General features: G+C 35.3%; 22 protein-coding genes. 11 read left to right on the top strand and 11 right to left on the bottom strand.

The genetic code is table 11. The features are described 5' to 3' along the window. The first annotated feature begins 8 nt into the window (after positions 1-8). The 5 genes from AACZ41_RS10810 (at position 9) to AACZ41_RS10790 (ending at position 5555) form a co-directional block, all read left to right on the top strand. Positions 9-695 carry a DUF6089 family protein gene (locus tag AACZ41_RS10810; RefSeq protein ID WP_339628465.1) on the top strand — a complete coding sequence of 229 codons (687 nt, stop codon included), beginning with the start codon at positions 9-11 and terminating at the stop codon, positions 693-695. 7 nt (positions 696-702) lie between these two features. Further along, positions 703-1443 carry an isoprenyl transferase gene (locus tag AACZ41_RS10805; RefSeq protein WP_339628464.1) on the top strand — a complete coding sequence of 247 codons (741 nt, stop codon included), beginning with the start codon at positions 703-705 and terminating at the stop codon, positions 1441-1443. Between the two features lie 4 nt (positions 1444-1447). Further along, positions 1448-4051 (top strand): POTRA domain-containing protein, encoded by a 2604-nt coding sequence (locus AACZ41_RS10800; protein WP_339628463.1) that lies wholly within the window; start codon positions 1448-1450, stop codon positions 4049-4051. A gap of 103 nt (positions 4052-4154) precedes the next feature. Next, positions 4155-4991 (top strand): OmpH family outer membrane protein, encoded by an 837-nt coding sequence (locus AACZ41_RS10795; RefSeq protein ID WP_339628462.1) that lies wholly within the window; start codon positions 4155-4157, stop codon positions 4989-4991. 54 nt (positions 4992-5045) lie between these two features. Then, on the top strand, positions 5046-5555 hold the full coding sequence (locus AACZ41_RS10790) for an OmpH family outer membrane protein (protein ID WP_339628461.1): 510 nt from the start codon (positions 5046-5048) through the stop codon (positions 5553-5555). A gap of 47 nt (positions 5556-5602) precedes the next feature. Here the strand turns inward: AACZ41_RS10790 and AACZ41_RS10785 are convergent, their stop codons facing one another. The 4 genes from AACZ41_RS10785 to gcvP all read right to left on the bottom strand — a co-directional run bounded on the left by AACZ41_RS10785 (position 5603) and on the right by gcvP (position 11068). Continuing rightward, complete coding sequence (locus tag AACZ41_RS10785) at positions 5603-6457, bottom strand: glycosyltransferase (protein ID WP_339628460.1); 855 nt, start codon at positions 6455-6457, stop codon at positions 5603-5605. Between the two features lie 15 nt (positions 6458-6472). Continuing rightward, complete coding sequence (locus tag AACZ41_RS10780; RefSeq protein ID WP_339628458.1) at positions 6473-6994, bottom strand: methyltransferase; 522 nt, start codon at positions 6992-6994, stop codon at positions 6473-6475. Position 6995: 1 nt separating this feature from the next. After that, complete coding sequence (locus AACZ41_RS10775) at positions 6996-8054, bottom strand: ketoacyl-ACP synthase III (protein WP_339628457.1); 1059 nt, start codon at positions 8052-8054, stop codon at positions 6996-6998. Between the two features lie 161 nt (positions 8055-8215). Next, on the bottom strand, positions 8216-11068 hold the full coding sequence (gcvP, locus tag AACZ41_RS10770; protein WP_339628456.1) for an aminomethyl-transferring glycine dehydrogenase: 2853 nt from the start codon (positions 11066-11068) through the stop codon (positions 8216-8218). Positions 11069-11197: 129 nt separating this feature from the next. Here gcvP and AACZ41_RS10765 point away from each other — a divergent pair, with 129 nt between their 5' ends. Beyond that, on the top strand, positions 11198-12031 hold the full coding sequence (locus AACZ41_RS10765; protein WP_339628455.1) for a hypothetical protein: 834 nt from the start codon (positions 11198-11200) through the stop codon (positions 12029-12031). Here the strand turns inward: AACZ41_RS10765 and AACZ41_RS10760 are convergent. Beyond that, positions 12018-12248, bottom strand: a complete 231-nt coding sequence (locus AACZ41_RS10760; RefSeq protein ID WP_339628454.1) for a hypothetical protein — start codon at positions 12246-12248, stop codon at positions 12018-12020. The genes AACZ41_RS10765 and AACZ41_RS10760 overlap by 14 nt on opposite strands. Before the next feature lie 2 nt (positions 12249-12250). After that, entirely contained in the window at positions 12251-12805 is a 555-nt protein-coding gene (locus tag AACZ41_RS10755) for a sigma-70 family RNA polymerase sigma factor (protein ID WP_339628453.1), read from the bottom strand. Between the two features lie 72 nt (positions 12806-12877). Between AACZ41_RS10755 and AACZ41_RS10750 the strand changes: the two genes are divergently transcribed. Continuing rightward, positions 12878-13234: a rhodanese-like domain-containing protein gene (locus tag AACZ41_RS10750; protein ID WP_339628452.1), complete on the top strand. Its 357-nt coding sequence runs from the start codon at positions 12878-12880 to the stop codon at positions 13232-13234. A gap of 660 nt (positions 13235-13894) precedes the next feature. Here the strand turns inward: AACZ41_RS10750 and AACZ41_RS10745 are convergent. From AACZ41_RS10745 to AACZ41_RS10735, 3 genes are all read right to left on the bottom strand, one after another. Next, positions 13895-15913, bottom strand: coding sequence for a M3 family metallopeptidase (locus AACZ41_RS10745; protein WP_339628451.1), 2019 nt, complete (start codon positions 15911-15913; stop codon positions 13895-13897). A gap of 81 nt (positions 15914-15994) precedes the next feature. Beyond that, positions 15995-16483: a 5-(carboxyamino)imidazole ribonucleotide mutase gene (purE, locus tag AACZ41_RS10740; protein ID WP_339628448.1), complete on the bottom strand. Its 489-nt coding sequence runs from the start codon at positions 16481-16483 to the stop codon at positions 15995-15997. A gap of 5 nt (positions 16484-16488) precedes the next feature. After that, positions 16489-17643, bottom strand: coding sequence for a 5-(carboxyamino)imidazole ribonucleotide synthase (locus AACZ41_RS10735; RefSeq protein WP_339628447.1), 1155 nt, complete (start codon positions 17641-17643; stop codon positions 16489-16491). A gap of 136 nt (positions 17644-17779) precedes the next feature. Here AACZ41_RS10735 and AACZ41_RS10730 point away from each other — a divergent pair, with 136 nt between their 5' ends. The 3 genes from AACZ41_RS10730 (at position 17780) to AACZ41_RS10720 (ending at position 20534) form a co-directional block, all read left to right on the top strand. Beyond that, positions 17780-18889: an adenylate kinase gene (locus AACZ41_RS10730; RefSeq protein WP_339628445.1), complete on the top strand. Its 1110-nt coding sequence runs from the start codon at positions 17780-17782 to the stop codon at positions 18887-18889. A 58-nt stretch (positions 18890-18947) separates the two neighbouring features. Further along, the gene (gene obgE / locus AACZ41_RS10725; protein WP_091623374.1) at positions 18948-19949 is read left to right on the top strand and encodes a GTPase ObgE; all 1002 of its coding nucleotides are present in this window, start codon (positions 18948-18950) and stop codon (positions 19947-19949) included. A 66-nt stretch (positions 19950-20015) separates the two neighbouring features. Beyond that, positions 20016-20534 (top strand): DUF4136 domain-containing protein, encoded by a 519-nt coding sequence (locus AACZ41_RS10720; protein WP_339628443.1) that lies wholly within the window; start codon positions 20016-20018, stop codon positions 20532-20534. A gap of 16 nt (positions 20535-20550) precedes the next feature. Here the strand turns inward: AACZ41_RS10720 and AACZ41_RS10715 are convergent, their stop codons facing one another. Beyond that, positions 20551-21570, bottom strand: a complete 1020-nt coding sequence (locus AACZ41_RS10715; RefSeq protein ID WP_339628442.1) for a transglutaminase domain-containing protein — start codon at positions 21568-21570, stop codon at positions 20551-20553. After that, positions 21570-22301: a carboxypeptidase-like regulatory domain-containing protein gene (locus tag AACZ41_RS10710; RefSeq protein ID WP_339628441.1), complete on the bottom strand. Its 732-nt coding sequence runs from the start codon at positions 22299-22301 to the stop codon at positions 21570-21572. Before AACZ41_RS10710 ends, AACZ41_RS10715 begins: the two co-directional genes overlap by 1 nt. A 277-nt stretch (positions 22302-22578) precedes the next feature. On the opposite strand from AACZ41_RS10710, the gene AACZ41_RS10705 reads away from it, so the two are divergent. After that, positions 22579-24627 (top strand): M13 family metallopeptidase, encoded by a 2049-nt coding sequence (locus AACZ41_RS10705; protein ID WP_339628440.1) that lies wholly within the window; start codon positions 22579-22581, stop codon positions 24625-24627. The last annotated feature ends 128 nt before the right edge of the window (positions 24628-24755 follow it).

The raw sequence follows: 24755 nt of genomic DNA, 5'->3' as shown, positions 1-24755 counted from the left end.
AATAATTTATGCGTTATATAGCGTTGTTAATATTGCTTTTTCCGTTTTTCGGACTTAAAGCACAGACCTATGAAGCAGGTGTTTTTTTAGGTGGGGCCAATACCATTAGCGATGTAGGAAGAACAAATTATATTTTACCTTCCGATATTGCTTTTGGCGGTTTATTTAAATGGAATATAAGTAAAAGGTATGCATGGCGAGGTAGCTTAATGTACGGTAAGTTTACGGCAGATGACAATAAATCAAGTTCAACAGCACGGCAGCAAAGAGGTTATGTGGTTGATAATTCTGTTTTAGAAGGTTCTGTCGGGCTTGAGTTTAACTTTGTAGATTATAATCTTCATAAATTGGGACCGGCTTTTACTCCTTATTTATATACAGGTATCACCTATTTTAGATACGATTATGAATATTTTAATGGAGGTGTTTTGCAAGAAATCGGACAAAAAGATGGTGCATTGGCTATACCAATGACGGCAGGTTTTAAGTATCGTATCAATCAGTTTCTTATTTTTGGGGCTGAAATAGGTGCTAGGTATACCTTCACCGATAACTTAGATGCTAGCAACCCTGTGGGGTCAAACTTTGAAGAATTCCAGTTTGGAAATATTTTTAGTGATGATTGGTATGTTTTTTCTGGGTTAACATTAACCTATACATTTGGCCGAAAGCCTTGTATGGATTGTTTTGAGTAAAAGAAAAATGGACGATATAAACGGTATTGATAAAACAAATGTTCCTAAGCATCTTGCTATTATTATGGACGGTAATGGCAGGTGGGCCAAAGAACGGGGTAAATTAAGAGTTTTTGGTCACGAGCATGGGGTAAAAACCGTGAAGATTGTGGTTGAGCAGTGTGCTCAATTGGGAATCGATTTTTTAACGTTATATACATTTTCTACTGAAAATTGGAATCGCCCAAAGGTTGAAGTGCAAACTCTTATGCGTTTATTGGTGTCTTCTTTAAAGAAAGAACTTAAAACTTTTAACAAAAACAACATACGTTTAAATACCATTGGTAATATTTCTGCTTTGCCGCCAAAAGCCTATAAAGAATTAATTGAGGTAATGGATCAAACAAAGCAAAATACAGGCATGACGCTTACATTGGCATTAAGTTATGGTGCTCGCGAAGAGATACAATCTGCCGTAAAAGCAATTAGCGCCAAAGTTAAAAATAATATAATTTCAATTGAAAATATTGACGAAACCATTATTAATAACCATCTTTACACACACAATTTACCAGACGTAGACTTGCTTATCCGTACTAGTGGAGAACATCGGATCAGCAATTTTTTATTATGGCAGATTGCATATGCAGAGTTATATTTTATTGATGTATTTTGGCCCGATTTTAGGGAACATCATTTGGTAGAGGCCATTAAAAATTACCAGAACAGAGAACGAAGATTTGGAAAAACTAGCGAACAACTCAATTAAAGATATGACTAGGTTCATATCCTTGAACCACATTTTAACTACCTTTTTAATATTAACTACCCTTATTGCCACCGCACAAGATGTAACCTATGAGGATGGTAAAAGCTACATTCTTGGTGGCTTAGATGTTACTGGGCTGCAAAGTTATAATGAACAAACAGTAAAAACTTATACAGGGCTTAGGGTCGGTCAACCTATTACTTTACCTGGTGAACAAATAAGTGAAGTCATAAAAAAATTATGGGGTCTCGAGCTTTTTAGCGAAATCGAATTCTACATCACCAATATAGAGGATAATACTGTTTTTCTAGAATTGAATATAATTGAACGTCCAACGTTAACTAACGTAACCTTTTATGGTGTTAAAAAAGGGAAAATAGAAGGCCTTATTAAGGATACCGATTTAAAGAAAGGTAAGAAAATAACAGAAAGTCTTATTTCAAACTCTAAAAATTATATTGCCAATAAATACAAGAAGCAAGGATATTTAAATGCTCAGGTAAATATTGCTACCGCTAAAGATACTTCTGATACCAATACTCAAAGTATGGTGGTCAATGTGAAGAAAGGTGATAAAGTTAAAATACGTAATATCATATTTGAAGGTAACGAGCAATTAGGTGCTAAGAAACTTCGTAAAGCCTTAAAGAGCACCAAACAGAAAAAGCTAGGTAGGTTCTGGAAAAAATCCAAATTCATTCAAAAAGATTATGAAGAAGATTTAGGATTATTGGTCGATAAGTTTGCTGAAAACGGTTATCGAGATGCTAGGGTTATTTCAGATTCTGTTATTAAGGTAGACGAGAATAATATCGATTTACGTATAAAGGTTGAAGAAGGTGATAAGTATTACTTTGGTAATATTGATTTTGTGGGTAATACGGTTTATACTGATAGACAATTAAATCAAGTATTGGGAATTAAAAAGGGTGATACCTATAATGGTGTTTTGCTGAGAGAACGAATTGCAGACAACTCTAAACCAGACCCAACAGATGTCACCAGTTTGTATCAGAACAATGGTTATTTGTTCTCAACCATTAATCCTGTTGAGATTTCTGCTGCTAATGATACAATAGATTTTGAAATTAGAATAATAGAAGGTAAAGAAACGTTTCTAAATCATGTTACTGTCTCAGGTAATGATAAAACCAATGACCATGTTATTTATCGAGAGTTACGTACTAGACCTGGTCAAAAGTATGATAAATCAGATATTATTAGAAGTATTCGTGAATTAGGTCAGTTGGGCTTTTTTGATGCCGAACAAATTACACCAGATGTTTTAAACGCCAATCCGAACGAAGGTACTGTCGATTTAGCATGGAATTTAGTTGAATCTGGATCCAGCCAAATAGAATTACAAGGTGGTTATGGTGGTGGTGGTTTCATCGGTACCTTGGGGCTTTCTTTTAGTAACTTCTCCATTCAGAATTTATTTAAGGGAGAGAAATATAAGCCAGTACCTATGGGTGATGGTCAAACATTTGCCTTACGTTTACAGGCTAGTAGAACTTTTAGGGTGTATAGCTTAAATTTTGCAGAACCATGGCTAGGTGGTAAAAAGCCTGTACGTTTTAATTTGAGTTTATCGCGAACTCAACAGTTTGCTGCCTCTTATGGGAGAAGCAGTAATATTGAGGTTAATAAAGATCAACAATTCTCAATAACGGGTATTACTGCCGGATTGGCTAAACGTGTGCAATGGCCAGATGATTTCTTTACTATTTCCCATTCGCTAAGCTATCAGTTGTACGATTTTAGAAATTATAATATAGGTTTGTTCAATTTTGGTAACGGTAAGGCAAATTCGTTAGCGTATACTTTTGGTATCTCTAGAAATGCAACACTAGGTGGGCGTATTTTTCCAAGAGGCGGCTCTAATTTTGAAGTTACTGCAAAATTTACACCTCCTTGGTCTTTATTTAGTGATAAGGATTATAGAGAATTACAGAATAGATCAAAAGAATTAGATAATAAGAAAAACACATTGGGTCTAACTACTGCTGAGAATGTAGAGCTAGAAGATATTGACCAAGAACGTTTCAGATTGTTGGAATATTATAAGGTCAAGTTTAAAGGAGACTGGTATACTACTTTGGTAGATAAGTTGGTTCTTCGTAGTAATGCAGAATTTGGTTTTTTAGGTAGTTATAACAGTGCTGTAGGTAATGTTCCTTTTGAAAGATTTTATGTTGGTGGTGACGGTCTAGGTAACTTTACATTAGATGGTCGTGATGTAGTGCAATTAAGAGGATATGAAAATCAATCTATTACTCCATACGCTGATGGTGCAACTTCGCCAGATGGGGCTCTGATTTACAATAAATTCTCATTAGAATTACGTTATCCATTGACATTAAAGCCTTCAGCGTCTATTTACGGTCTAGCATTTTTAGAAGGTGGTAATGCCTTCAACAATTTTCAAGATTTTAATCCGTTTCAATTAAAACGATCGGCCGGTGTGGGGCTGCGAATCTTTATGCCAGCATTTGGTTTGTTGGGTATTGATTTTGGTTATGGATTTGATGAAGATCTTAAGCCAGCGTCTGCAGGACAAGGTCCTAGTGGATGGCAAACACACTTCATAATCGGTCAACAGTTTTAATTTTAATTGAAATTTAATATTCGCGCTCTATGCTAATCCTTTCATTTTAAAAGTTTTAGTAAATTTGGCACGATATTTTCTATAGGATTAAACGATATCAACAATGAGTTCAAAAACAAAAGTTCTTTTATTAGTTTCGGTCATCTTTATGACTATTGCAAGTTTTGCCCAAAGAGGGGTAAGAATGGCTTACGTAGATATGGAGTATATCTTAGAAAATGTTGAAGAATACCGAGATGCTACCGAACAGTTAGAAGCAAAAGTGCAACGTTGGAAAGTTGAAGTAGAGCAGAAGCAAAGTATTGTGGAGCAGATGAAGAAAGATTTAATGGCTGAAAAAGTATTATTGACGCCTGAGCTTATTGCGGAGCGAGAAGAGGAGATACAGATACTTGAAAAGGAGATGATTGAATATCAACAAGATCGTTTTGGACCACAAGGAGACTTAGTCCTTCAAAAAAGAAGGCTTATTCAACCTATACAGGATCAAGTGTTTAATGAGGTGCAGAAAATAGGTGTGAATAAAAAGTATGATTTTATTTTTGATAAATCTGCGGATGTTGTAATGTTGTATTCAGAAAAAAGACATGATATCAGCGATTTGATATTAAGGGGTATTGCGCGAACAAGAAAGGTCAGTGCACCAAGTAAGAAGGCAGATGACCGAAGTAGGTTAGATGATTTTGAAGGAGAAGAGGAGTCAGTGGAAATTAGTGAGGCGTTAAAAGAACGTTTAGATAAAGCCAATGAGGCAGCTGAAGCAAGAGAGAAAAGTGCGGCGGACACTAGGTCTGAGCAATTGAAGTTAAGGGAGGAAAGAAAGAAGGCGTACGAGGAGCGAAGAAAAAAATTGTTAGAAGAGCGTGAAGCTAAGAAACAAGAAAAATTAAAGGAGAGAAATAGCGATACCGATAATAAAGATAATAACGGTACTATTTAAATAGGTTTAACGACCATAAAAATTAACACTCAAATTAGAATTAAATTTTAACTCATGAAACAAGTAAAACAAATTGTGGTAGCCTTATTGTTGTTCTTAGCAACGACAAGTTTTGTAAATGCCCAAAGTAAGGTAGCTCATATAGATGTTACTCAATTATTATCGGCTATGCCCGAAATGAAGGCTGCAGAAGCTGAGCTTAAAAAATTACAAGAAACTTACAATGCAGATATTCAGGCATCAATGACTGAATTGCGCAATAAGTTTACTCAGTACCAAAATGAAGCAGCATCTAAATCGAAAGAAGAGAACGATAAGAGAGCTGTTGAACTTCAAGGTTTTGAGAAGAATATAGGTGAGGCGCAACAAGCTGCACAACAAGAATTTCAAAAGAAGCAAGCTGAATTGTTCGCTCCTATTTCAGAAAAAGCTAAAGCAGCTATTGAGAAAGTTGCGGCTGCACAAGGTTTTGATTACGTTATCGATGCGCAAGCTGGTGGTGGTTTAATCGTTGCAAAAGGTAAAGACCTTCTGCCTGACGTTAAAAAGCAATTAGGTTTCTAATGCTAAATTTTATAGTAAAAAAAAGCCATCTATTTAGATGGCTTTTTTTATGCATATAATTTCCTCTTAATATTTGTCCAACGTAATCGTCTTATGAATTTTCCTTCTTCCTCATTTACTAAATAAGGCGCATTATTTTGAGCTGCATTCAAAAATCCAATAATATTGTTCCAGAAAGATTTAATCGATTTATTCTTAGCTGCCATTTTAATAGAAGCAATACAGGTAATCAAAAAGCCATAGCGCATGCTGTACATTGCTTTACCTTGAAGTCTTTTGGCTTTCTTGTTATAGGCCTTTCCAGTAGGTCTTAAATGCTTTACCTTAAGCGTAAGGTCTGTTTGTATAAGAAACCCATGATACTTCGCTATCAGTTCGTCTACAGTATCCCAACCCATTGCATTTTTCAATCCGCCTATGGCTCTAAAACAAGCGTTAGAGTAGGCTTTAAATGCACCTCTTACATGGTCTTTGTCCATCGGGTGATTTAGAATCCAGTGACCAGAAGCATTTTGCTCATAAATAAAACCACCACAAATTCCAAGTTTAGGTTCTTTCTTAAAATGCGAACTGATCACTTCAAAATAGTTTTTTGGCAGAATTATATCGGCATCTAGTTTTACAATAAAATCAAAAGATTCATCTAAGACATTGAAACCTTTATTAAATGCATTGATTACTTTACTGCCAGGCATATGCTGCGTAGAAGAAATAATGTTCAGTTTTTGAAAAATACTATGTTTCGAGGAAAAACTATTTATTATGGTTTCGGTACTATCGGTGGAGTTATCATTAACAAGAATAACTTTTTTAGGTAGTAAAGTTTGACCTAAAATAGATTTTAAAGTACTTTCTAGATAAGCCTCTTCATTATGTATTGGAATAACTAAATAGTAATCCATTTTAAGTGCGGTCTATTACTTTCGTGTAGCGTAAACTATATAATATCTCGGAGTAAACAATCTCAATAATGGTCGTAGGCCTATTTTTTTAACAGGATTGGTCCATTTTAGTGAGTCTTGTATTTTCCATCCTGCTTTTTCTAATAACCAATCAAATTGCCAATCTTCAAATTCATGATAATGTCTATCCCATTTATCTGTCTTGCTTCTATATGCTGGGGAGAACCATAATTTAAGTGGTATACTGGCAACTAATTTTTTGGACTTTACATTAGATAAAATGTGCAAAGGGCCTAATAGATGCTCAAAAATCTCAAAAGCTGTAACCACTTCTGCATCCGAATTCAGAATAGATGAAAAATCAAAATCTAAATCTTCACCATTTGTATTTTCAACTTTATAGCCATCTTGCTCCATTATTTCAGTAAATGGATTTTTCACACCTAAATCTAAAATTGATTCATTCGTGTCAATATGTTTTCGCAAAAATTGCAGGGTGTGTTCGTAGCGTTTGTTCGGAAAGCTATTTTCGTACATGTTAGATTCTGTAAATCATTGCATTGACGTTCATTCCGGCGCCAACACTTGCAAAGATAACAACATCTCCCTTTTTTACTTCTTGATTTTCTAATTTACCTTGTTTTATGAGGTCGAATAATGTAGGAATAGTGGCAACAGAGCTATTTCCTAATTTAGCAATGCTCATAGGCATTATGCCTTCAGGCATTTCTTTACCGTATAATTTGTAAAAACGCTTAACAATGGCTTCATCCATTTTCTCGTTCGCCTGATGAATGAATATTTTTTTAACCTCATCAATTTCAATTCCGCTTTTATCTAAACAAGAGGCCATCGCCTTTGGTACATGGGTTACGGCAAACTCATATATTTTACGACCAAACATTTTTATATAGTAGGTGTTGTCCTCTTCGTTTTTATTATAGGTTTCACCAAAAAATAGATAATTGGCTTCATCCATTGCATAGGTACCCGACTCATGAGCAATAATTTCACCACCAATATCTGTTCTCTCTATTATTGTGGCACCGGCGCCATCAGAATAGATCATGGAGTCGCGATCATAATCATCGACAACCCTAGATAGTGTCTCTGCTCCGATAACTAAACACTTATTGGCGATTCCGCTTTTAATAAAAGCATTAGCTTGTATCATGCCTTCTAGCCAACCTGGGCAGCCAAAAATTAGGTCGTAAGCAACGCATTTCGGATTTTTAATCTGAAGTTGATGCTTAACTCTTGTGGCTAAACTTGGTAAGGTATCTCCTTGGGTTTGGCCATGAACAAGGTCACCAAAATTATGTGCAACGATAATGTAGTCTAATGTTTCTTTATCAATTTGAGCGCTCTCAATAGCCTTTTCAGCAGCAAAGAATGCTAGATTAGAGGTTGTAAACTCTTTTGAGGCATATCTTCTTTCTTCAATACCGGTAATTGCTTTAAATTTTTCGATGATGACTTCATTGGTGTGTTTGAAGGTAGAGCCATCAAGGTTGAGAAATTCATGTTTATTAAAATCCTTATTGGTAATGGTCAAGGTAGGAATATAACTTCCTGTTCCCGTAATTGCTATGCTCATTTTAATGTATTGAATTGCAAAATAAATATAATTAAGTTAATATCCTTTTGTATGCATGCATAATAAATATTACGATGTTCAAGCTTGAATACTTAGATGAATATTATTGAAAAAGCCTTTTCAAATTATTGAAAAGGCCTTGTATTAAAGGGTTTGTCTCGTTAATTCGTTTCCATGTAAGCTTCTATCGGTGCGCATGTGCATATCAAATTACGGTCTCCATATGCGTCGTCTACTCTTCGAACAGATGGCCAAAATTTATTTTCTTTAATATAGGGAAGTGGAAAAGATGCCTTTTGCCTTGAATATGGGAATTGCCATTCATCTGAGGTAATCATTTCTAAAGTATGCGGGGCATTTTTAAGAACGTTGTTAGGTTCATCTAAAGTAGATTCATCTATCTCGGCACGAATTGAAATCATTGCCTCACAAAATCTATCGAGCTCTGCTAAGCTTTCACTTTCTGTAGGTTCGATCATTACAGTTCCTGCAACCGGAAATGAAACTGTTGGTGCATGAAATCCGTAATCCATTAATCGCTTTGCAATATCAGTAACTTCAATACCATTAGTCTTGAATGGGCGACAGTCTAAAATCATCTCATGTGCAGCTCTACCTTTTTCACCAGTATATAAAACCTCAAATTTACCTTCTAGTCTATGCTTAATGTAATTTGCATTTAGAATAGCGATTTTAGTTGATTGTGTCAACCCTTGCTCACCAAGCATTTTAATATAACTATATGATATTAAACAAGCTAAAGAGCTACCCCAAGGTGCTGCAGAAATAGCAGTTATCGCTTTTTCGCCACCTGTTGCAATTACCGGATTACTTGGTAAGAAAGGAACTAGTTGTGGGGCAACACATATTGGGCCAACCCCTGGCCCGCCACCTCCATGTGGTATTGCGAATGTTTTATGTAAATTTAAATGGCAAACATCGGCACCAATGGTTGCTGGGTTGGTTAAACCAACTTGCGCATTCATATTCGCGCCATCCATATAAACCTGACCGCCATGATCATGAATTAATTTTGTAATCTGTTTTATGGAAGATTCAAATACACCGTGGGTGGAAGGATAGGTAACCATTAATGCGGCTAAATTATCTGAATATAGTTTAGCTTTTTCTTCTAAATCGGCAACATCTATATTTCCTTTTTCATCTGTTTTGGTAACTATAACTTTCATACCTGCCATTACGGCCGATGCAGGGTTTGTGCCATGTGCTGATGAAGGTATTAAGCAGATATTACGTTCAGAATCACCTCTCGATTCGTGATAAGCTCTTATGACCATTAAGCCAGCATATTCACCTTGTGCTCCTGAGTTTGGTTGAAGCGAGGTATCTGCGAATCCTGTTATTATAGACAAATCCTTAGCAAGTTCTTTTAGTACTGTTTGGTAGCCTTCGGCTTGCTCTATCGGTACAAACGGATGAATATTACCCCAATTCGTCATACTGAGCGGTAACATTTCTGTTGCGGCATTTAATTTCATGGTACAACTTCCTAATGAAATCATACTGTGATTTAACGCTAAATCTTTGCGTTCTAATTTTTTGATATAACGCATTAACTCCGTTTCAGAATGGTAGGAGTTGAACACCTTATTTTCCATAAATGAACTAGTTCGTTGGATGTTCTCAGGAACTGAAGTTTCATTTAATAGACTTGTAATCGCTATTGTTTTTTTGTTGAGGGCTTCAGAAAATATAGTAACAATCTGATTGAGGTCTTTTAATGATGTAGCCTCGTTTATTGCGATAGAAATTGTATCATTGTCTATATAAAGAAAGTTAACCTCATTTTTTTCAGCAATCGGTTTTATTTTTTTTGCGTCGGCTTTGATGGTGATGGTATCAAAAAAGGCATTGTTTATTTGGAATATGCCTAAATTTTCCAAAGCATCTACTAAAGTAACTGCCGTTTTATGAATTTTTGTTGCGATATATTTTAGGCCATTCGGTCCGTGATAAACACCGTACATACCAGCCATTACCGCCAACAATACTTGTGCGGTACAAATATTCGAAGTTGCCTTGTCCCTTTTTATATGCTGTTCTCTGGTCTGCAAAGCCATTCGTAAAGCTGGTTTGCCATCGGTATCTTTAGTGACCCCGATTATTCTACCAGGGATACTTCTTTTATATTCTTCTTTTGTAGCAAAAAATGCGGCATGTGGTCCTCCATAACCTAATGGAATACCAAAACGTTGAGTAGTTCCTACTACAACATCAACACCAAATTCACCTGGTGGTGTCAATAAAACCAAGCTCATGATATCGGCGGCAATTGCTACTTTAATGTCATTCCCTTTAGCCTTAGCAACAAAACCTGAGTAATCGTTTACTTGACCATGTTTGCCCGGGTATTGTAGTAACGCACCATAAAAATCATTACTGAATTCAAACTCTTCATGATTACCAACCACCAATTCTATTCCAAGTGGAATTGAACGTGTTTTTAATAGCGATAGTGTTTGTGGTAATATTTCTTCGGAGACAAAGAATTTTAGAACGTCATTCTTTTTTTGGTCACGACTTCTAACATCGAATAACATCGTCATTGCTTCTGCTGCTGCAGTACTTTCATCCAATAATGAGGCATTGGCAAGTTCCATACCCGTAAGGTCTGTAACGATAGTTTGAAAGTTAAGAAGCGCCTCTAATCTACCTTGGGCAATTTCAGCTTGGTATGGCGTATAGGCAGTGTACCATCCCGGATTTTCTAGAATATTTCGCTTAATGACTGATGGTACTAAGCTTTCGTGATATCCTAAACCGATGTATGATCTAAAAACTTTATTCTTTTTTGATAGCTCTTCAATATGGGCTAAAAATCTATGCTCACTCATAGGAGCATCTAATTTTAAGGGTTCTTTAAGTCGAATATCTTCTGGTATGGTCTCGTAAATAAGCTGTTCCAGATTTTCAACACCTACCGTATTGAACATTGAGTTTAAATCTTCTTCCCTTATGCCGATATGGCGTAGAGCAAACACGTCAGTCTTCATAGATGCTATTGTTATATAATGTACAAAATTACCACTTTTATGTGTGTTAATTATGGTTCTAAGTGGTCTTCAAGGTGAAAGTTTTTAACCAAAATAAGGGGTTATAAACACTTTGCCTACTTTTGTTCAATGACCCTTATTAAAAGGATTTTTGATTTTTACTTAGATGCTAGCATTCATGTGGCTTTAGCTATCTTTAGTTTGGTTCATGTAACCGCACTTACCTTAAACATAAATGTACCTCAAGAACTTTATATTTTCATATTTTTTGGGTCTATCTGCTGTTATAATTTTATAAAATATGGAGTTGAAGCGGAGAAATATATTCTAGTTGCCAATAGATATCATAAGAATATCCAGTTTTTAAGCTTTGTATGTTTGTTAATCGCATTTTATCAACTATTTTTTTTATCAGAGAGAGTTATAGTTACCCTATTTATCTTGGTTGCAATTACAGGTCTCTATGCTTTGCCTGTATTGCCTAGGCATAAGAATTTTCGAAGTTTAAGTGGATTGAAAATTTTAATAGTGGCTACGGTATGGGCCGGCACTACTGTTATATTACCTGCCATCTCAAAATTAGAAGTAATCAGCTGGAATGTTAAGGTTGAAACGTTTCAACGTTTTATGCTGGTGCTGATATTGTTGGTTCCTTTTGAGATTAGAGATTTAAAGTATGACAGTGCGGCATTGAAAACTTTGCCGCAGCGTGTAGGGGTGAAGGGAGCTAAATTAATAGGTTGGAGTTGGGCAATTATTTTTTATGCAGCTACCTTTTTAAAAACTGGTTTAGATGTAACAAACGTAGTTGTCAAGTCTATTCTATTTATAATTTTATTAGCTGTTATATTTAGAACGGAATTAAATCAAAAGAAATATTTTTCGTCATTTTGGGTGGAGTCGATTCCTTTGTTTTGGTGGGTGCTAATAATGATTGGTAAGAAGTATCTTATTTTACTTTAGAGCAAGTATCTTTCATTTTCTTTTTGTCTTCATCTGACAATACGGCAAGTCTTGCTTGATTACATAGCGAAGTCAATTTTTTATTTTTCACACTATGTTTTGCGCAAGTCTTACACATGAGTAAATGAAACTTTAATTTTATTTTCTCCCAAGCGGAAGCTTCTTTGTATTGAGCTTTATCGCAAATATTTGCTGCTTTTTCACATGAAATCATCATAATTAAAACCAATTTTGATTTAAACAACCCATCAAACCTGTCCTGGCTCTATGTATCATTACCCAAAGATTAGACGCATTTATTCCTAATGCATTACAAATGTCTTCAGTTTCCATTCCTTCTATAGTTTTCATCCTAAAAACCTGAGCTTGTTTCTTGGGTAATTTAGATAAGCAATTTTGAATAGCAAGCCCCAATTCTTCGTTTTCAATAGCATCATTTTCAAAATTACTATTAGGATCAGCGATGCGTTCTTCTAGCCAATCACCCTCTGAATCAGTTTGTGAACTATAGCTCATACGTACCTCTGCTTTTCCTTTTTTAGAATTTGATTTACGATAATGATCTATGACTTTTCTCTTTAAAATAGCAATTAGCCACGTGCGTTCTGCAGCCTCACCCTTAAAATTTTTAGCTGATTTAAGGCCTGCTATAAAAGTGTCTTGCACAAGGTCTTTTGCGATTTCAGAATCACTGACCCTTGTAACGGCATAATTGAAAAGGTAATCTGCATAAAGATCTACCCAGGTATCAGGATGTAGTTGGTGTGTTTCCATTTTTTAATCTGCACCTCAAAAGTAAATTAATTTTGGGGATTATGATTACATTTGGATATAATCACTTAAGTCATGAAAAATATACTGTTCTTTTTTATATTGATAAGTGCTCAATTTGGTTTGGCACAAATGGAGTCTCTACCTATAACTGAATTTAAAAGTTTTGACTCATCTAAAGAAATACTTCTCGATGTGAGAACACCAAAAGAATTTGCAGAAGGTTGTATCGATGGCGCACTTAATATCGATTGGTTTTCATCCGACTTTAATCAACAAGTGGCATCGATAGATAAGGATAAAACAATTTACGTTTATTGCAAGAAAGGTGGTAGGAGCTTAAAATCTCAACATAGATTAAAAGAACTTGGATTTTTACATGTGATCAATCTAGAGGGTGGTTACGATATGTGGAAGATGTCTAAGGATTAATTGTCGTGATACTTTAAATAATAATGTATTATTTAGCAATGAAACAGTTTTAGGGTTTTAAAACCATTTTATCTCTAATTTTCTTTTTATAAAGCCGATCACCTATAGCCTGAATAATAAATATAAAAACTAACTATACGTGCTGTTAAAGGCAACACTGGGGATATAATAGCAGCTAAAGTCCATAAAAAAAGCAGTATTGTCAGACCTAAATTCCAACCATTTCCCCACGGTTTCAGGCATTCCATTAAAACCTATTTTTTTTGAAATATACCGCAGTAAAAAATAATTTAGTAGGCCTAAAATAATAAGGTTATTACATTAATATACAAAAGGTGCTATTCCATAAAAGTCACCAACATAAATTGCTGTTGAAAATGGTGAAAAACTACGGAAAGCAGTAATGCTTTGTTTAACCAAATCAGTTTTATTCGATTAGTCTTGCATAGCTGAAAATACGTAAATGTGAAACTCAATAAATAGTAATAACCATAAAACTGATAAAAAATCATTTTTATTAAGTACGTCGCTGCTTGGTACATCCATTTCTAGAATAAGAAGCGTCATTGCAATTGAAAAGATGGAATGGCATATTGCGGTTATTTTATCTAGTCATAAATGCAATTGTGCATAAATATTAAATATGAGTTTTCTCTTAGGTTATAATAACCCTGCGCGTTCTAGTAACGCTTCAACTTTAGGTTCAGCACCTCTAAACCTTTTGTAAAGAATCATTGGGCTTTCGGTGCCACCCTTAGAAAGTACATTATCCTTAAACTTAGTGGCGACCTCTTTATTGAAAATACCTTTCTCTTTAAAATAGGCAAAGGCATCTGCATCTAAAACCTCGGCCCATTTATAGCTGTAATACCCAGATGAATATCCACCTTGAAAAATATGGGAGAAAGCGGTACTCATACAAGTTTCTGATGTCTCAGGATAAAGAGTGGTGTTTTTGAACGCTTCATCTTCATGTTTCTTTACATCGGTAATGTTTGTTGGGTCAATACCATGCCAAGACATATCCAATAAACCAAAACTCAATTGACGTAGGGTTTGCATACCTTCTTGAAAAGTAGAGGATTCTTTTATTTTTTGAACCAGTTCCATAGGTATGGTTTCACCTGTTTTATAATGAGTTGCAAATAATTCTAAAGCTTCTTTTTCATAGCACCAGTTTTCCAATATTTGACTTGGTAATTCTACAAAGTCCCAAAAAACGGATGTTCCAGATAAGCTAGGGTAGGTTGTATTAGCAAGCATACCATGAAGGCCATGTCCAAATTCATGGAACAAAGTCGTAACTTCATTGAAAGTCAATAAAGAAGGCTTGCTTTTTGTTGAAGGGGTGAAATTGCATACGTTTGAAATATGTGGGCGCACATTTTCTCCATTTCTTTTCCATTGAGATTTATAAGATGTCATCCATGCACCACCACGCTTACCTGCTCTTGGGTGAAAATCTGCATAAAATAAAGAAATGAAGTTTTTATCGGAATCGAACACTTTAAAGGTTTTAACCTCGTCGTGGTATTTCTCAATATCATCTACTTCTTCAAAATGAAGGTCGAATAATTTTTCGGCAACTTTAAAAACTCCGTTTATAACATTTTCAAGCTTGAAATAAGGTTTTAGCTTTTCATCATCAAGGTCAAATAATTCTTGCTTTAATTTTTCTGAATAAAAACTACCATCCCATTTTTCTAAACGGTCAATTCCGTCCAGTTTTAAAGCAAAATTTTCTAATTGTTGAAACTCACGTTCTGCTGCGGGTTTAGCTTTTTCAAGTAATTCATTTAAGAAAGAATGTACTTTTTCTGGTGTTTGCGCCATTCGTTCCTCAAGAACAAAATCGGCATGGGTTTTATAGCCCAAAAGGGTGGCTCTCTCAAAACGTAATTTTACAATGTCAAGAACATTTTTTTGATTGTCTAACGTGTCATTATGAAAACCTTTACTGCCAAAAGCTAATGAAAGTTCTTTGCGTAGTGCTCTATTTTTAGCATATTTCATAAAGGGAATATAACTTGGGTAATCTAACGTAATCATCCAACCATCTTCTTTTCCTTTTGAAATAGCCAATTGTGCAGCAGCTTCTTTTTCCCCTTCTGGGAGACCGTCTAAATCTGCTTCATCCGTTAAGTGTAATCGGTATTTATTCGTTTCGGCTAATACATTTTCACCAAAAGTTAATTTCAGTTTTGCCAACTTAGCATCTATGGCTCGTAAACGTATCTTTTTTTCTTCGGATAAATTAGCTCCATTTCTACTAAAACTCTTGTATTTTTTATCTAAAAGTGTGTCTTGCTCTACAGTAAGGTCTAATGAGTCCTTTTGATCATAAACCGATTTCACTCGTTTGAATAATGATTCATTCAAAGTAATGTCATTACCAAATTCTGAAAGTAAAGGAGATACTTCTTGGGCTATTTTTTGAATTTCTTCATTCGTTTCTGCCGAATTCAAATTAAAGAATACACTCGAAATACGATCTAATTGTTGGCCAGAAAATTCTAAGGCTTCAATTGTGTTTTCAAAAGTTGGTTTTTCGGTATTTGAGGTTATGGCATCTATTTCTTTTCTGGCATTTTCAATAGATTTTAAAAATGCAGGTTTGAAATGTTCGTTTTTTATTTGTGAAAACGGGGCTGTATCGAATGGAGAAAGTAATGGATTCATTTAGCTAATATTGAGAAATTTGATTTGTGTATTGAGATTTGCCTTTTTGAGCAACGAATAAAATTATGCTTAAACGAACAACTATTTACCGTTTACCGCTTTTGCGCCTTCAATTACTTTTTGTTTCAAACCTTCTTTATAAAAAATAATTTTATCAAGTACACATTTGTCTGAGCTTCCAATTATCTGTGCAGCTAAAATTCCTGCATTTTTCGCACCATTAAGCGCAACTGTTGCTACTGGTACTCCACCAGGCATTTGAAGAATGGATAGGATAGAATCCCATCCATCAATAGAATTACTACTTTTTACCGGAACTCCAATTACAGGAAGGGGAGACATGGAGGCCACCATGCCTGGTAAATGCGCAGCCCCACCAGCACCGGCTATAATAACCGAATAGCCATTAATGTGTGCATTTTTACTGAAATCGAACAATTTTTCTGGTGTTCTGTGGGCAGATACAATATCTACATCAACCTCTATATCAAAACCTTTTAAAATGTCTATGGCTTCTTGCATTACGGGCATGTCACTAGTACTTCCCATTATTACAGCTACTTTACTCATGTTTTTTATTTTGAAATCACTTGAATCGTTTCCTTTACTTTTTGTGCAATACTTCTTGCCACGGCCAAATCATAGTTAACAATGGTCACATGGCCCATTTTTCGAAATGGTCTAGTTTGCGCTTTTCCATAAATATGTGGAGTAACACCTTCCATGGCCAAAATGTCCTCTATGTTTTTATAGACTACATCGCCAGTATAGCCTTCTTCACCAACAAGATTCACCATAATCCCAGCCACCTTGCTATCGGTGTTCCCTAAGGGTAACCCCAGTATACTTCGTATATGTTGTTCAAATTGGTTGGTGTAGCTAGCTTCAATGCTATAATGCCCACTATTATGAGGTCTTGGTGCAACTTCGTTCACTAATATTTTGTCATCTTCTGTTTGAAACATTTCAACGGCCAATAAACCGGTAAGTCCAATTTTCTCAGCAACTTTCAATGCTAGTGAACGTGCTTTTTCTGCTACTTTTTCATCAATTCGGGCAGGGCAAATAACATATTCTACTTGGTTGGCTTCTGGGTGAAATTCCATTTCTACCACTGGGTAGGTTTTTATTTCTCCTTTAGAATTTCTAGAAACAATGACCGCCAATTCATTTTTAAACGGAATCATAGTTTCTGCAATGCATTCTCCGGCAGGTAGACTTTTTAAATCATCTAAGCTTCTGACAATTTTCACTCCTTGGCCATCATAACCGAATTGTGCCACTTTCCAAACAAAAGGTAATTTTAGGCCACCATTTGCAATGCTGTCTTCAATTTCACTTAAGTAAGCAAAACGCTGAAAATCTGCAGTGGGTATTTCGTGGTCTACATAAAACAATTTTTGTTTTGCCTTATTTTGAATAATACGTAATGCTTTTGGCTGTGGATAAACTTTTACACCCTCCTCTTCTAATTTCTCTAAAGCATCTAGATTTACATTTTCTATTTCGATAGTAAGAACATCAATGTCTTTCCCAAAATTATATACAGTTTCATAATCTAAAAGGCTGCCTTGAACAAATTCATTGCATGAAATACGGCTTGGAGCCTCAGAAGAATTATCTAAAACTTTGGTATATATATCCCATTTTCGAGTTTCATACAGCATCATTTTGCCTAATTGACCACCACCTAAAATGCCTAATTTGAAATCTGAAGAAAAGTAATCCATATAAATGTTGCTTTTAGCAGTGAAAAAAACGCACTAAGTCCCACAAAAATACGGTTAAATCTTAGAAACCAATTCCTTTCTAATTAAAAACACAAGGCAATACCTTATCTTTGCAGACCTTGATAATTTAACAAAATTGATACAAATTCACGACAAGTTTTTTAAACGCTATTTAAGCGAATTAGAAATTCAACAGGCCGTTAAAAGCGTCGCTGATAAAATTGCTGCGGATTACAAAGACGAGACACCAATTTTTGTAGGTGTTTTAAATGGGTCTTTCATGTTTGTATCAGATTTAATGAAAGCCTATCAACATCCATGTGAAGTTTCGTTTGTAAGGTTGAGTTCTTATCAGGGCTTAACATCTACAGGTATTGTAGAAACCTTATTAGATGTTCCAGAAAATATTGAGGGTCGCAGTATTATTATCTTAGAAGATATTATTGATACAGGGCGTACTTTGCAAAAATTGGTGCATTTATTTTCAAAAACGAATGTCAAGGAATTTAAAATAGCCAGTCTTTTTTATAAGCCAGATGTATATAAAGGTGAATATGCCATTGATTATTTTGGACTGGCCATACCAGATAATTTTATCGTGGGTTATGGTCTTGATTATAGAGAGCAAGGAAGAAATTTAAGAGAAATATACCAACTAAACCAGAAACATATGATCAATCTTGTACTCTTTGGTAAACCAGGAGCCGGCAAGGGCACACAGGCAGAATTCCTAAAAGAAAAATATAACCTAAAGCATATTTCTACGGGAGATGTGTTTCGGTATAATATAAAAAATGGGACAGCATTAGGAACTTTGGCTAAATCATATATGGATAAAGGTGATTTGGTACCTGATGAGGTTACCATAAAAATGTTGATGGAGGAAGTTGAAAAAAATCCTGAAGCTGATGGATTTATCTTTGATGGATTCCCAAGAACGGCAGCACAGGCCGAAGCATTGGATAATTTCTTAGAATCGAAGGATATGGGAATTAATGCTACTATTGCTTTAGAAGCCAATGACGAAGTTTTAATAGAACGACTTTTAGAACGAGGTAAAATAAGTGGCCGTAGTGATGATCAAGATGTAACAAAAATTAGAAATCGTTTTGACGAGTACAATCAAAAAACTGCGCCTGTAAAAGAATTTTACGAAACACAAGGTAAATTTCATAGTGTGAACGGTATTGGTTCTATTACAGAAATTACCGAACGACTAACGAAAGTAATCGAAGGCATAAAATAATAAAGATTCTCTTTCGTCAAATTAATTGGCTAAAGATTTTTGAACTGAAAAAATATCAATGACCGAAGGTAATTTTGTAGATTACGTAAAAGTGGGTTTGACTTCTGGTAAAGGAGGTAAGGGATCTGTGCATTTACACCGTGAAAAATTTATTACCAAGGGTGGTCCTGATGGTGGTGATGGTGGTCGTGGTGGTCATATCATTGTTAGAGGAAATGAAAACCTTTGGACACTGGTCAACTTTAAATATAAAAAGCATTTTAAGGCCGGTCATGGTGAGCATGGTAGCAAAAGCCGAAGTTCTGGTGCTGACGGCGAAGATGTGTATTTAGATGTACCTTTAGGTACCATTATTAAAGATTTTGAGACTAAAGATGTGCTTTTTGAAATTACGGAGCATGGTGAGGAAAAAATTCTGTTGAAAGGTGGAATGGGTGGTCGCGGTAACTGGCATTTCAGAACATCTACCAATCAAACTCCTAGATATGCACAACCGGGAGTTGATGGGCTAGAGGGTGAGTTTTTACTAGAATTAAAAGTATTGGCCGATGTTGGTTTGGTAGGTTTCCCCAATGCTGGTAAATCAACCTTATTGTCGGTTATAACTTCAGCAAAACCAAAAATTGCCGATTACGAGTTTACCACATTGAAACCGAACTTAGGTATTGTAGAATACCGCGATTTTAAGAGTTTTGTAATGGCCGATATTCCTGGTATAATTGAAGGGGCAGCGGAAGGTAAAGGCTTAGGTCATTATTTCTTAAGACACATTGAGCGTAATTCAAACTTACTTTTTTTAATTCCGGCAGATAGTAAAGATATAAGTAAGGAATATGAGATTTTGTTAGATGAGTTAAGACGTTACAACCCTGAATTGCTTGATAAAGATCGTTTAATATGTATCTCAAAAAGTGATATGCTAGATGACGAACTCATGGATGAAATGAGAGAGGAATTGAATAAAGATTTAAAGGGCACACCATTTATGTTTATTTCATCGGTTGCCCAAATGGGAATTGTTGAATTAAAGGATAAGCTCTGGGCAATGCTCAACTCTTAATCGAATACCTGCTTAAAAACTCGAATTAAGCTTTATTTTTCTTTAATTTTAAAGAAAGACAATATCATGAGAATCTTCTTATTTAGTGTTTTATTACTTCTTTTGACCTCATGCGGAGTCGCTCGAGTTAATTATGACTATGATAACCAGACCGATTTCAATTCATATACTACTTATAATTATTTCACAGACATGGAAACGGGTCTCGGTCAATTAGACGAGAAAAGATTAATGGATGCCTTAGATGCTACTTTAGGTGAAAAAGGATTCATGTTTGCAGAAGAACCCGATATTTTTATCAATATTAAAAGTTCTGTATTTAAGTCTCAGCAAGGCAACAATGTAGGTGTTGGACTTGGTGGAGGAGGTGGTAATCTAGGCGGAGGAGTTTCTATCGGAATTCCTGTTGGTGGACCAAAATTAACAAGAGAATTACAGATAGATTTTGTCGACTCGAATAAAGACATGTTAATTTGGCAAGCAATTAGTGAAAGTCCTTTTCGTGAAGGTGATACACCCACAGAAAAATCAGAGAAATTACAAGCCGTAGTCGATAAAATATTTAGCAAATATCCCCCGAAATAAGTTTGTTTAATCACTTTTATTGTCGAACTTTTTTCACTTTTACTACATACGTAGAAATAAGGTCATCATCTACCAAAATATGCACATCGTGTAAACCTATTTTTTCAAAACGATAAATTAAACTGATTTTATTTTGGTTTCGTATAGTATTAGGCTGAATGGGTTTTTGTCGACCACCATTATTAATTAGTAATTGAAACTTTTCTTCTTTAAAATTATCAGGCGCATTTAATTTGAATGTAACTACATCGCCCTTCTTAATATAGATATACATCTTTTGAGGGCTTACGGGAATTATGGGAGCTAAAAAAGCTTCCTTGTAAATAACCGGGCCTTCAATAAACGCTGTGAAATTTTGTGTGCCTTTGAGCTTTATTTCTTCTGAATTAATTGAATAATGATTTTTCACAAACAGTTTAGGTTCAGCTAAAAAATATCCATCGAAATAATCTGGTTCAAACCTGGCGTTTCCATCCTCAAGAATAGTTTGCCCGGCAGACCAAGTGGCATCACATAGATACCATTTATTGTTTATTTCAATTGTATTCCATGAATGATTTGGCGCGCTATCCTCTTTTAATAGCAATGTTGGAGTACGCCCATAGCCATCAATAATTTCGCAATTAAAACCGGCAAGGTTAGCCATCTCTTTAACCAAATATGCATACCCTGTACACGCCGTTTTTCGTTCGGTAAGTAACCTTTCGAAGACTTTGGGTGTTATGCTACTATTCCATTCTAAAAAGGCTTGCCTGTCATTGACAAGCCTCTTTCTTTTATTGCTGATTTTTAAATACGAAGAATAATCATTCTCGATATTTGAACTTATCCATGTGTAGATTGCCCTAAATTTCTCAACATCGGTATCTAATGGTGCTGTTAAATTATGAGTAAGTACAGGTAAATTCCTTAAACTTTCTCCTTTATGAATTTCCGCAACACTATCAGCTTTTTTGAAATTAATATCATTAAAATCTGAACGCTGAGCGTATGAGATATAAAATGATAATAACGAGAATACAAATACTGATCTCATTATTTGAAGATGGAAATGAACTTTTGAAATATATTTCTTTTACTTCTATAAGTCCCATTGATTACAACTTCACCCATTAGCTCAACATCATAAGTGTCAAACGTAATATTAACGTCTATGGTGGAAGATTTGCTGGCGGTAACTTTATAAGTTTTGGTTTCATAACCAATATAACTAAACACTAAAACATCATTAACCTCTAGTTCTTGTGGAAATTCATACTTTCCATCAATACCTGTCTGAATACCTACAGTTGTACCCTTAAGTACAACATTAACTCCTGGTAATGGTTCATTGGCTTCATCGAGCACTGTGCCCTTCACTAAAAATTGTTCTTGTTCAGCTTCAATAATGATAATTTGACCCACAGTTTGTGTAGAAACTACTTCAAGATTAGTTTCAAGGCTTGCAGTTTCTTGCCCGCTAATTGGCATAGTACATAATGCCAAGAGCGATAAGGTCATCATTCCTATTCCTTTAGATAATATTGAATTGTTCATAGGGTAGAAAGAATTGGTTTTATAGGTTGATAGTTGCGATGCTTTAAACTTACCACAGGTTTTATTCGATGCCGTTTTAAAATGACGAATAAGTTCTTCATTCGATGTTTTGGTAAAATCAATGATCTCTTTTTGGCAACTATTGCAAAATCCACCTTTATCGGTTTTACTAAAATTAGTGAATTTTTCTTTGCAGGGTTCTTTTACGGTAATTGTAATTGAGCTTTTCATAATTCAGTGGTTTTGTATGTATACCCCTAAAGTATAATGGAATGCATTCTTATAAAATGTACAATGAGTGCAGTGGTACTTTCACTGAGTTAACATGATCTAGCTATTTATTTTAGGATTTTTTAATTTTTACCCCTAAGTAAAGTGGTAATAGTCAAATGTTAATGTTGTCAGTTAGGATGGAAAAAAATGCGTTGGTCATAAAATCCTGTTATTTTTGTAACAAAACACAAAAAGAGCGTCAAATAAAACATCACGTTTAAAACTAACTCATAACATGAAAAAAATTTATTTTCTGGCTGCCGGTTTGGTAGCTCTAGCTTCTTGTAAGGAGGAAGCTAAACCTACTGCTGAAGCCGAAAAAATACCTGGTATCGTCCTAGCGAACATGGACACTACACAAAATCCTAAATCAGATTTCTATAACTATGTTAATGGAAATTGGATGAAGTTTACCGAAATTCCAGATGATAGAACAAGTTGGGGTGGGTTCAGTGTACTTCGTAAATCAACAGATGATGATGTTTTAAAAATATTGGCAACTGCAAAGGAAAGTGGAAATTATGCTGCAAATACTGACCAAGCAAAAGCATTGGCGATTTTTGATACGAAATTAGATTCAGCTGCAAGAAATAAAGCTGGTATTACACCTTTACAACCAGCATTAGATGCTATTGCATCCGTAAAAAATCTAAAAGATTTACAAACTGTTCTAGCTACTAATGCCGCGGTTTCTTCCCCGTTTTTAGGTATAGGGGCTGGTGCTGATTTAAATAACAGTAGTATGAACGCTGTTTATTTGGGAGCTAATGGATTAGGACTCCCAGATCGTGATTTCTATTTAGAGCAAGATGAAAAATCTATAGAAATTCGTGAAGAATATAAAAGGCATATATCAAAAATGTTGCAAAGGTTAGGAGATGCGGAAGTAGATGCTACAAAAGCTGCCGAAAAAATTCTTGCTATGGAAACCAGACTTGCTGAACCAAGATTGGATAAGGTAGAAAGTAGAGATGCCAGAAATTATAATAATCCGAGATCTATTGCCGATGCTGACAAAATGTTAACGACCATAGATTTGAATAAACTTATTTCTGATATAGGTATTACTAAAAAGTTCGATACACTTTTGGTTACTCAGTTAAGATATACCGAAGCATTGGATACCTTTTTGAAGGAAACATCAATAGAGGATATAAAGAGCTTGGTGAGATGGGATACTTTTAATAGTGCAGCGGGAAGACTTACTACCGATATAGAAACAGCTGATTGGGAATTTTACAGTAAATATTTAAGTGGAGCAAAAGAACAACGTGCTGCAGATGAACGTGCCTTAGCAACTGTGAATAATACTGTTGGCGAAGCTTTAGGTCAGTTGTATGTTGATGCTAAATTTCCACCAGAGGCAAAGGCAAAAGCGGAATTAATGATTGCCAATGTCATAGAGGCTTTCAAAGAGCGTATTTCTGTTTTGGATTGGATGAGCGATTCGACCAAAACAAAAGCAATTGAGAAGTTAGATAAATTTACCGTGAAGATTGCCTATCCAGATAAATGGGAAGATTACTCTACTATGAATGTATCGAAGGATAAATCGTATTTCGAGAATATGACAGCTGTTGATAAATGGGGCGAATTAAAAAACTTTGCTGATATAGGGGAGCCTGTAGATAAGACGGAATGGGGAATGTCTCCACAAACTGTAAATGCATATTTTAACCCATTGAACAACGAGATTGTTTTTCCAGCAGCTATTCTACAGCCACCTTTCTACAACTATACAGCTGATGAGGCAGTGAATTATGGCGGAATAGGTGCCGTTATCGGACATGAAATCTCACATGCTTTTGATGATAGTGGTTCTCGTTTTGATGCGGATGGTAATTTAAAAAACTGGTGGACCGAACAAGATTTGAAAGCCTTTACCGAAAGAGCCGATGCTTTGGCAGTGCAATATGATAGCGTTTCGGTATTAGAAGGCGTTAACGTAAATGGCAAATTCACCTTAGGTGAGAATATTGGTGATTTAGGTGGTTTGTTAGGTGCTTATGACGGACTTCAAAGATACTATGCAGAGAATGGTCGTCCTGAAGATATTGATGGTTTTACTCCTGAGCAACGCTTTTTTATGTCTTGGGCAACTGTTTGGAGAACTAAGAGTAGAGATGAAGCCTTAAGAACACAAATCAAGACGGATCCACATTCTCCAGGAATGGTTAGAGCAACTCAACCACTATTAAATATTCAAGAGTTCTACGATGCTTTTGGTATTAAAGAAGGTGATGCCATGTATCTAGCTCCTGAAAAGAGAGTGCATATTTGGTAAATCTTTGTATAAAGTATTAGAAAAGGCGCTACAGAGTAGCGCCTTTTTTTATGTCCTTTTTTCTATGAGGTATAAGAAAATTATTAATTTGTCTTAGTGAGATACATGGTAACCTGTAAGATGATGGT

Origin of the sequence: uncultured Maribacter sp. (assembly GCF_963974015.1) — a bacterium.
Classification (GTDB): domain Bacteria; phylum Bacteroidota; class Bacteroidia; order Flavobacteriales; family Flavobacteriaceae; genus Maribacter.
The sequence above is the reverse complement of the archived record's forward strand: the minus strand, read 5'-3'. Positions and strand labels throughout refer to the sequence as shown.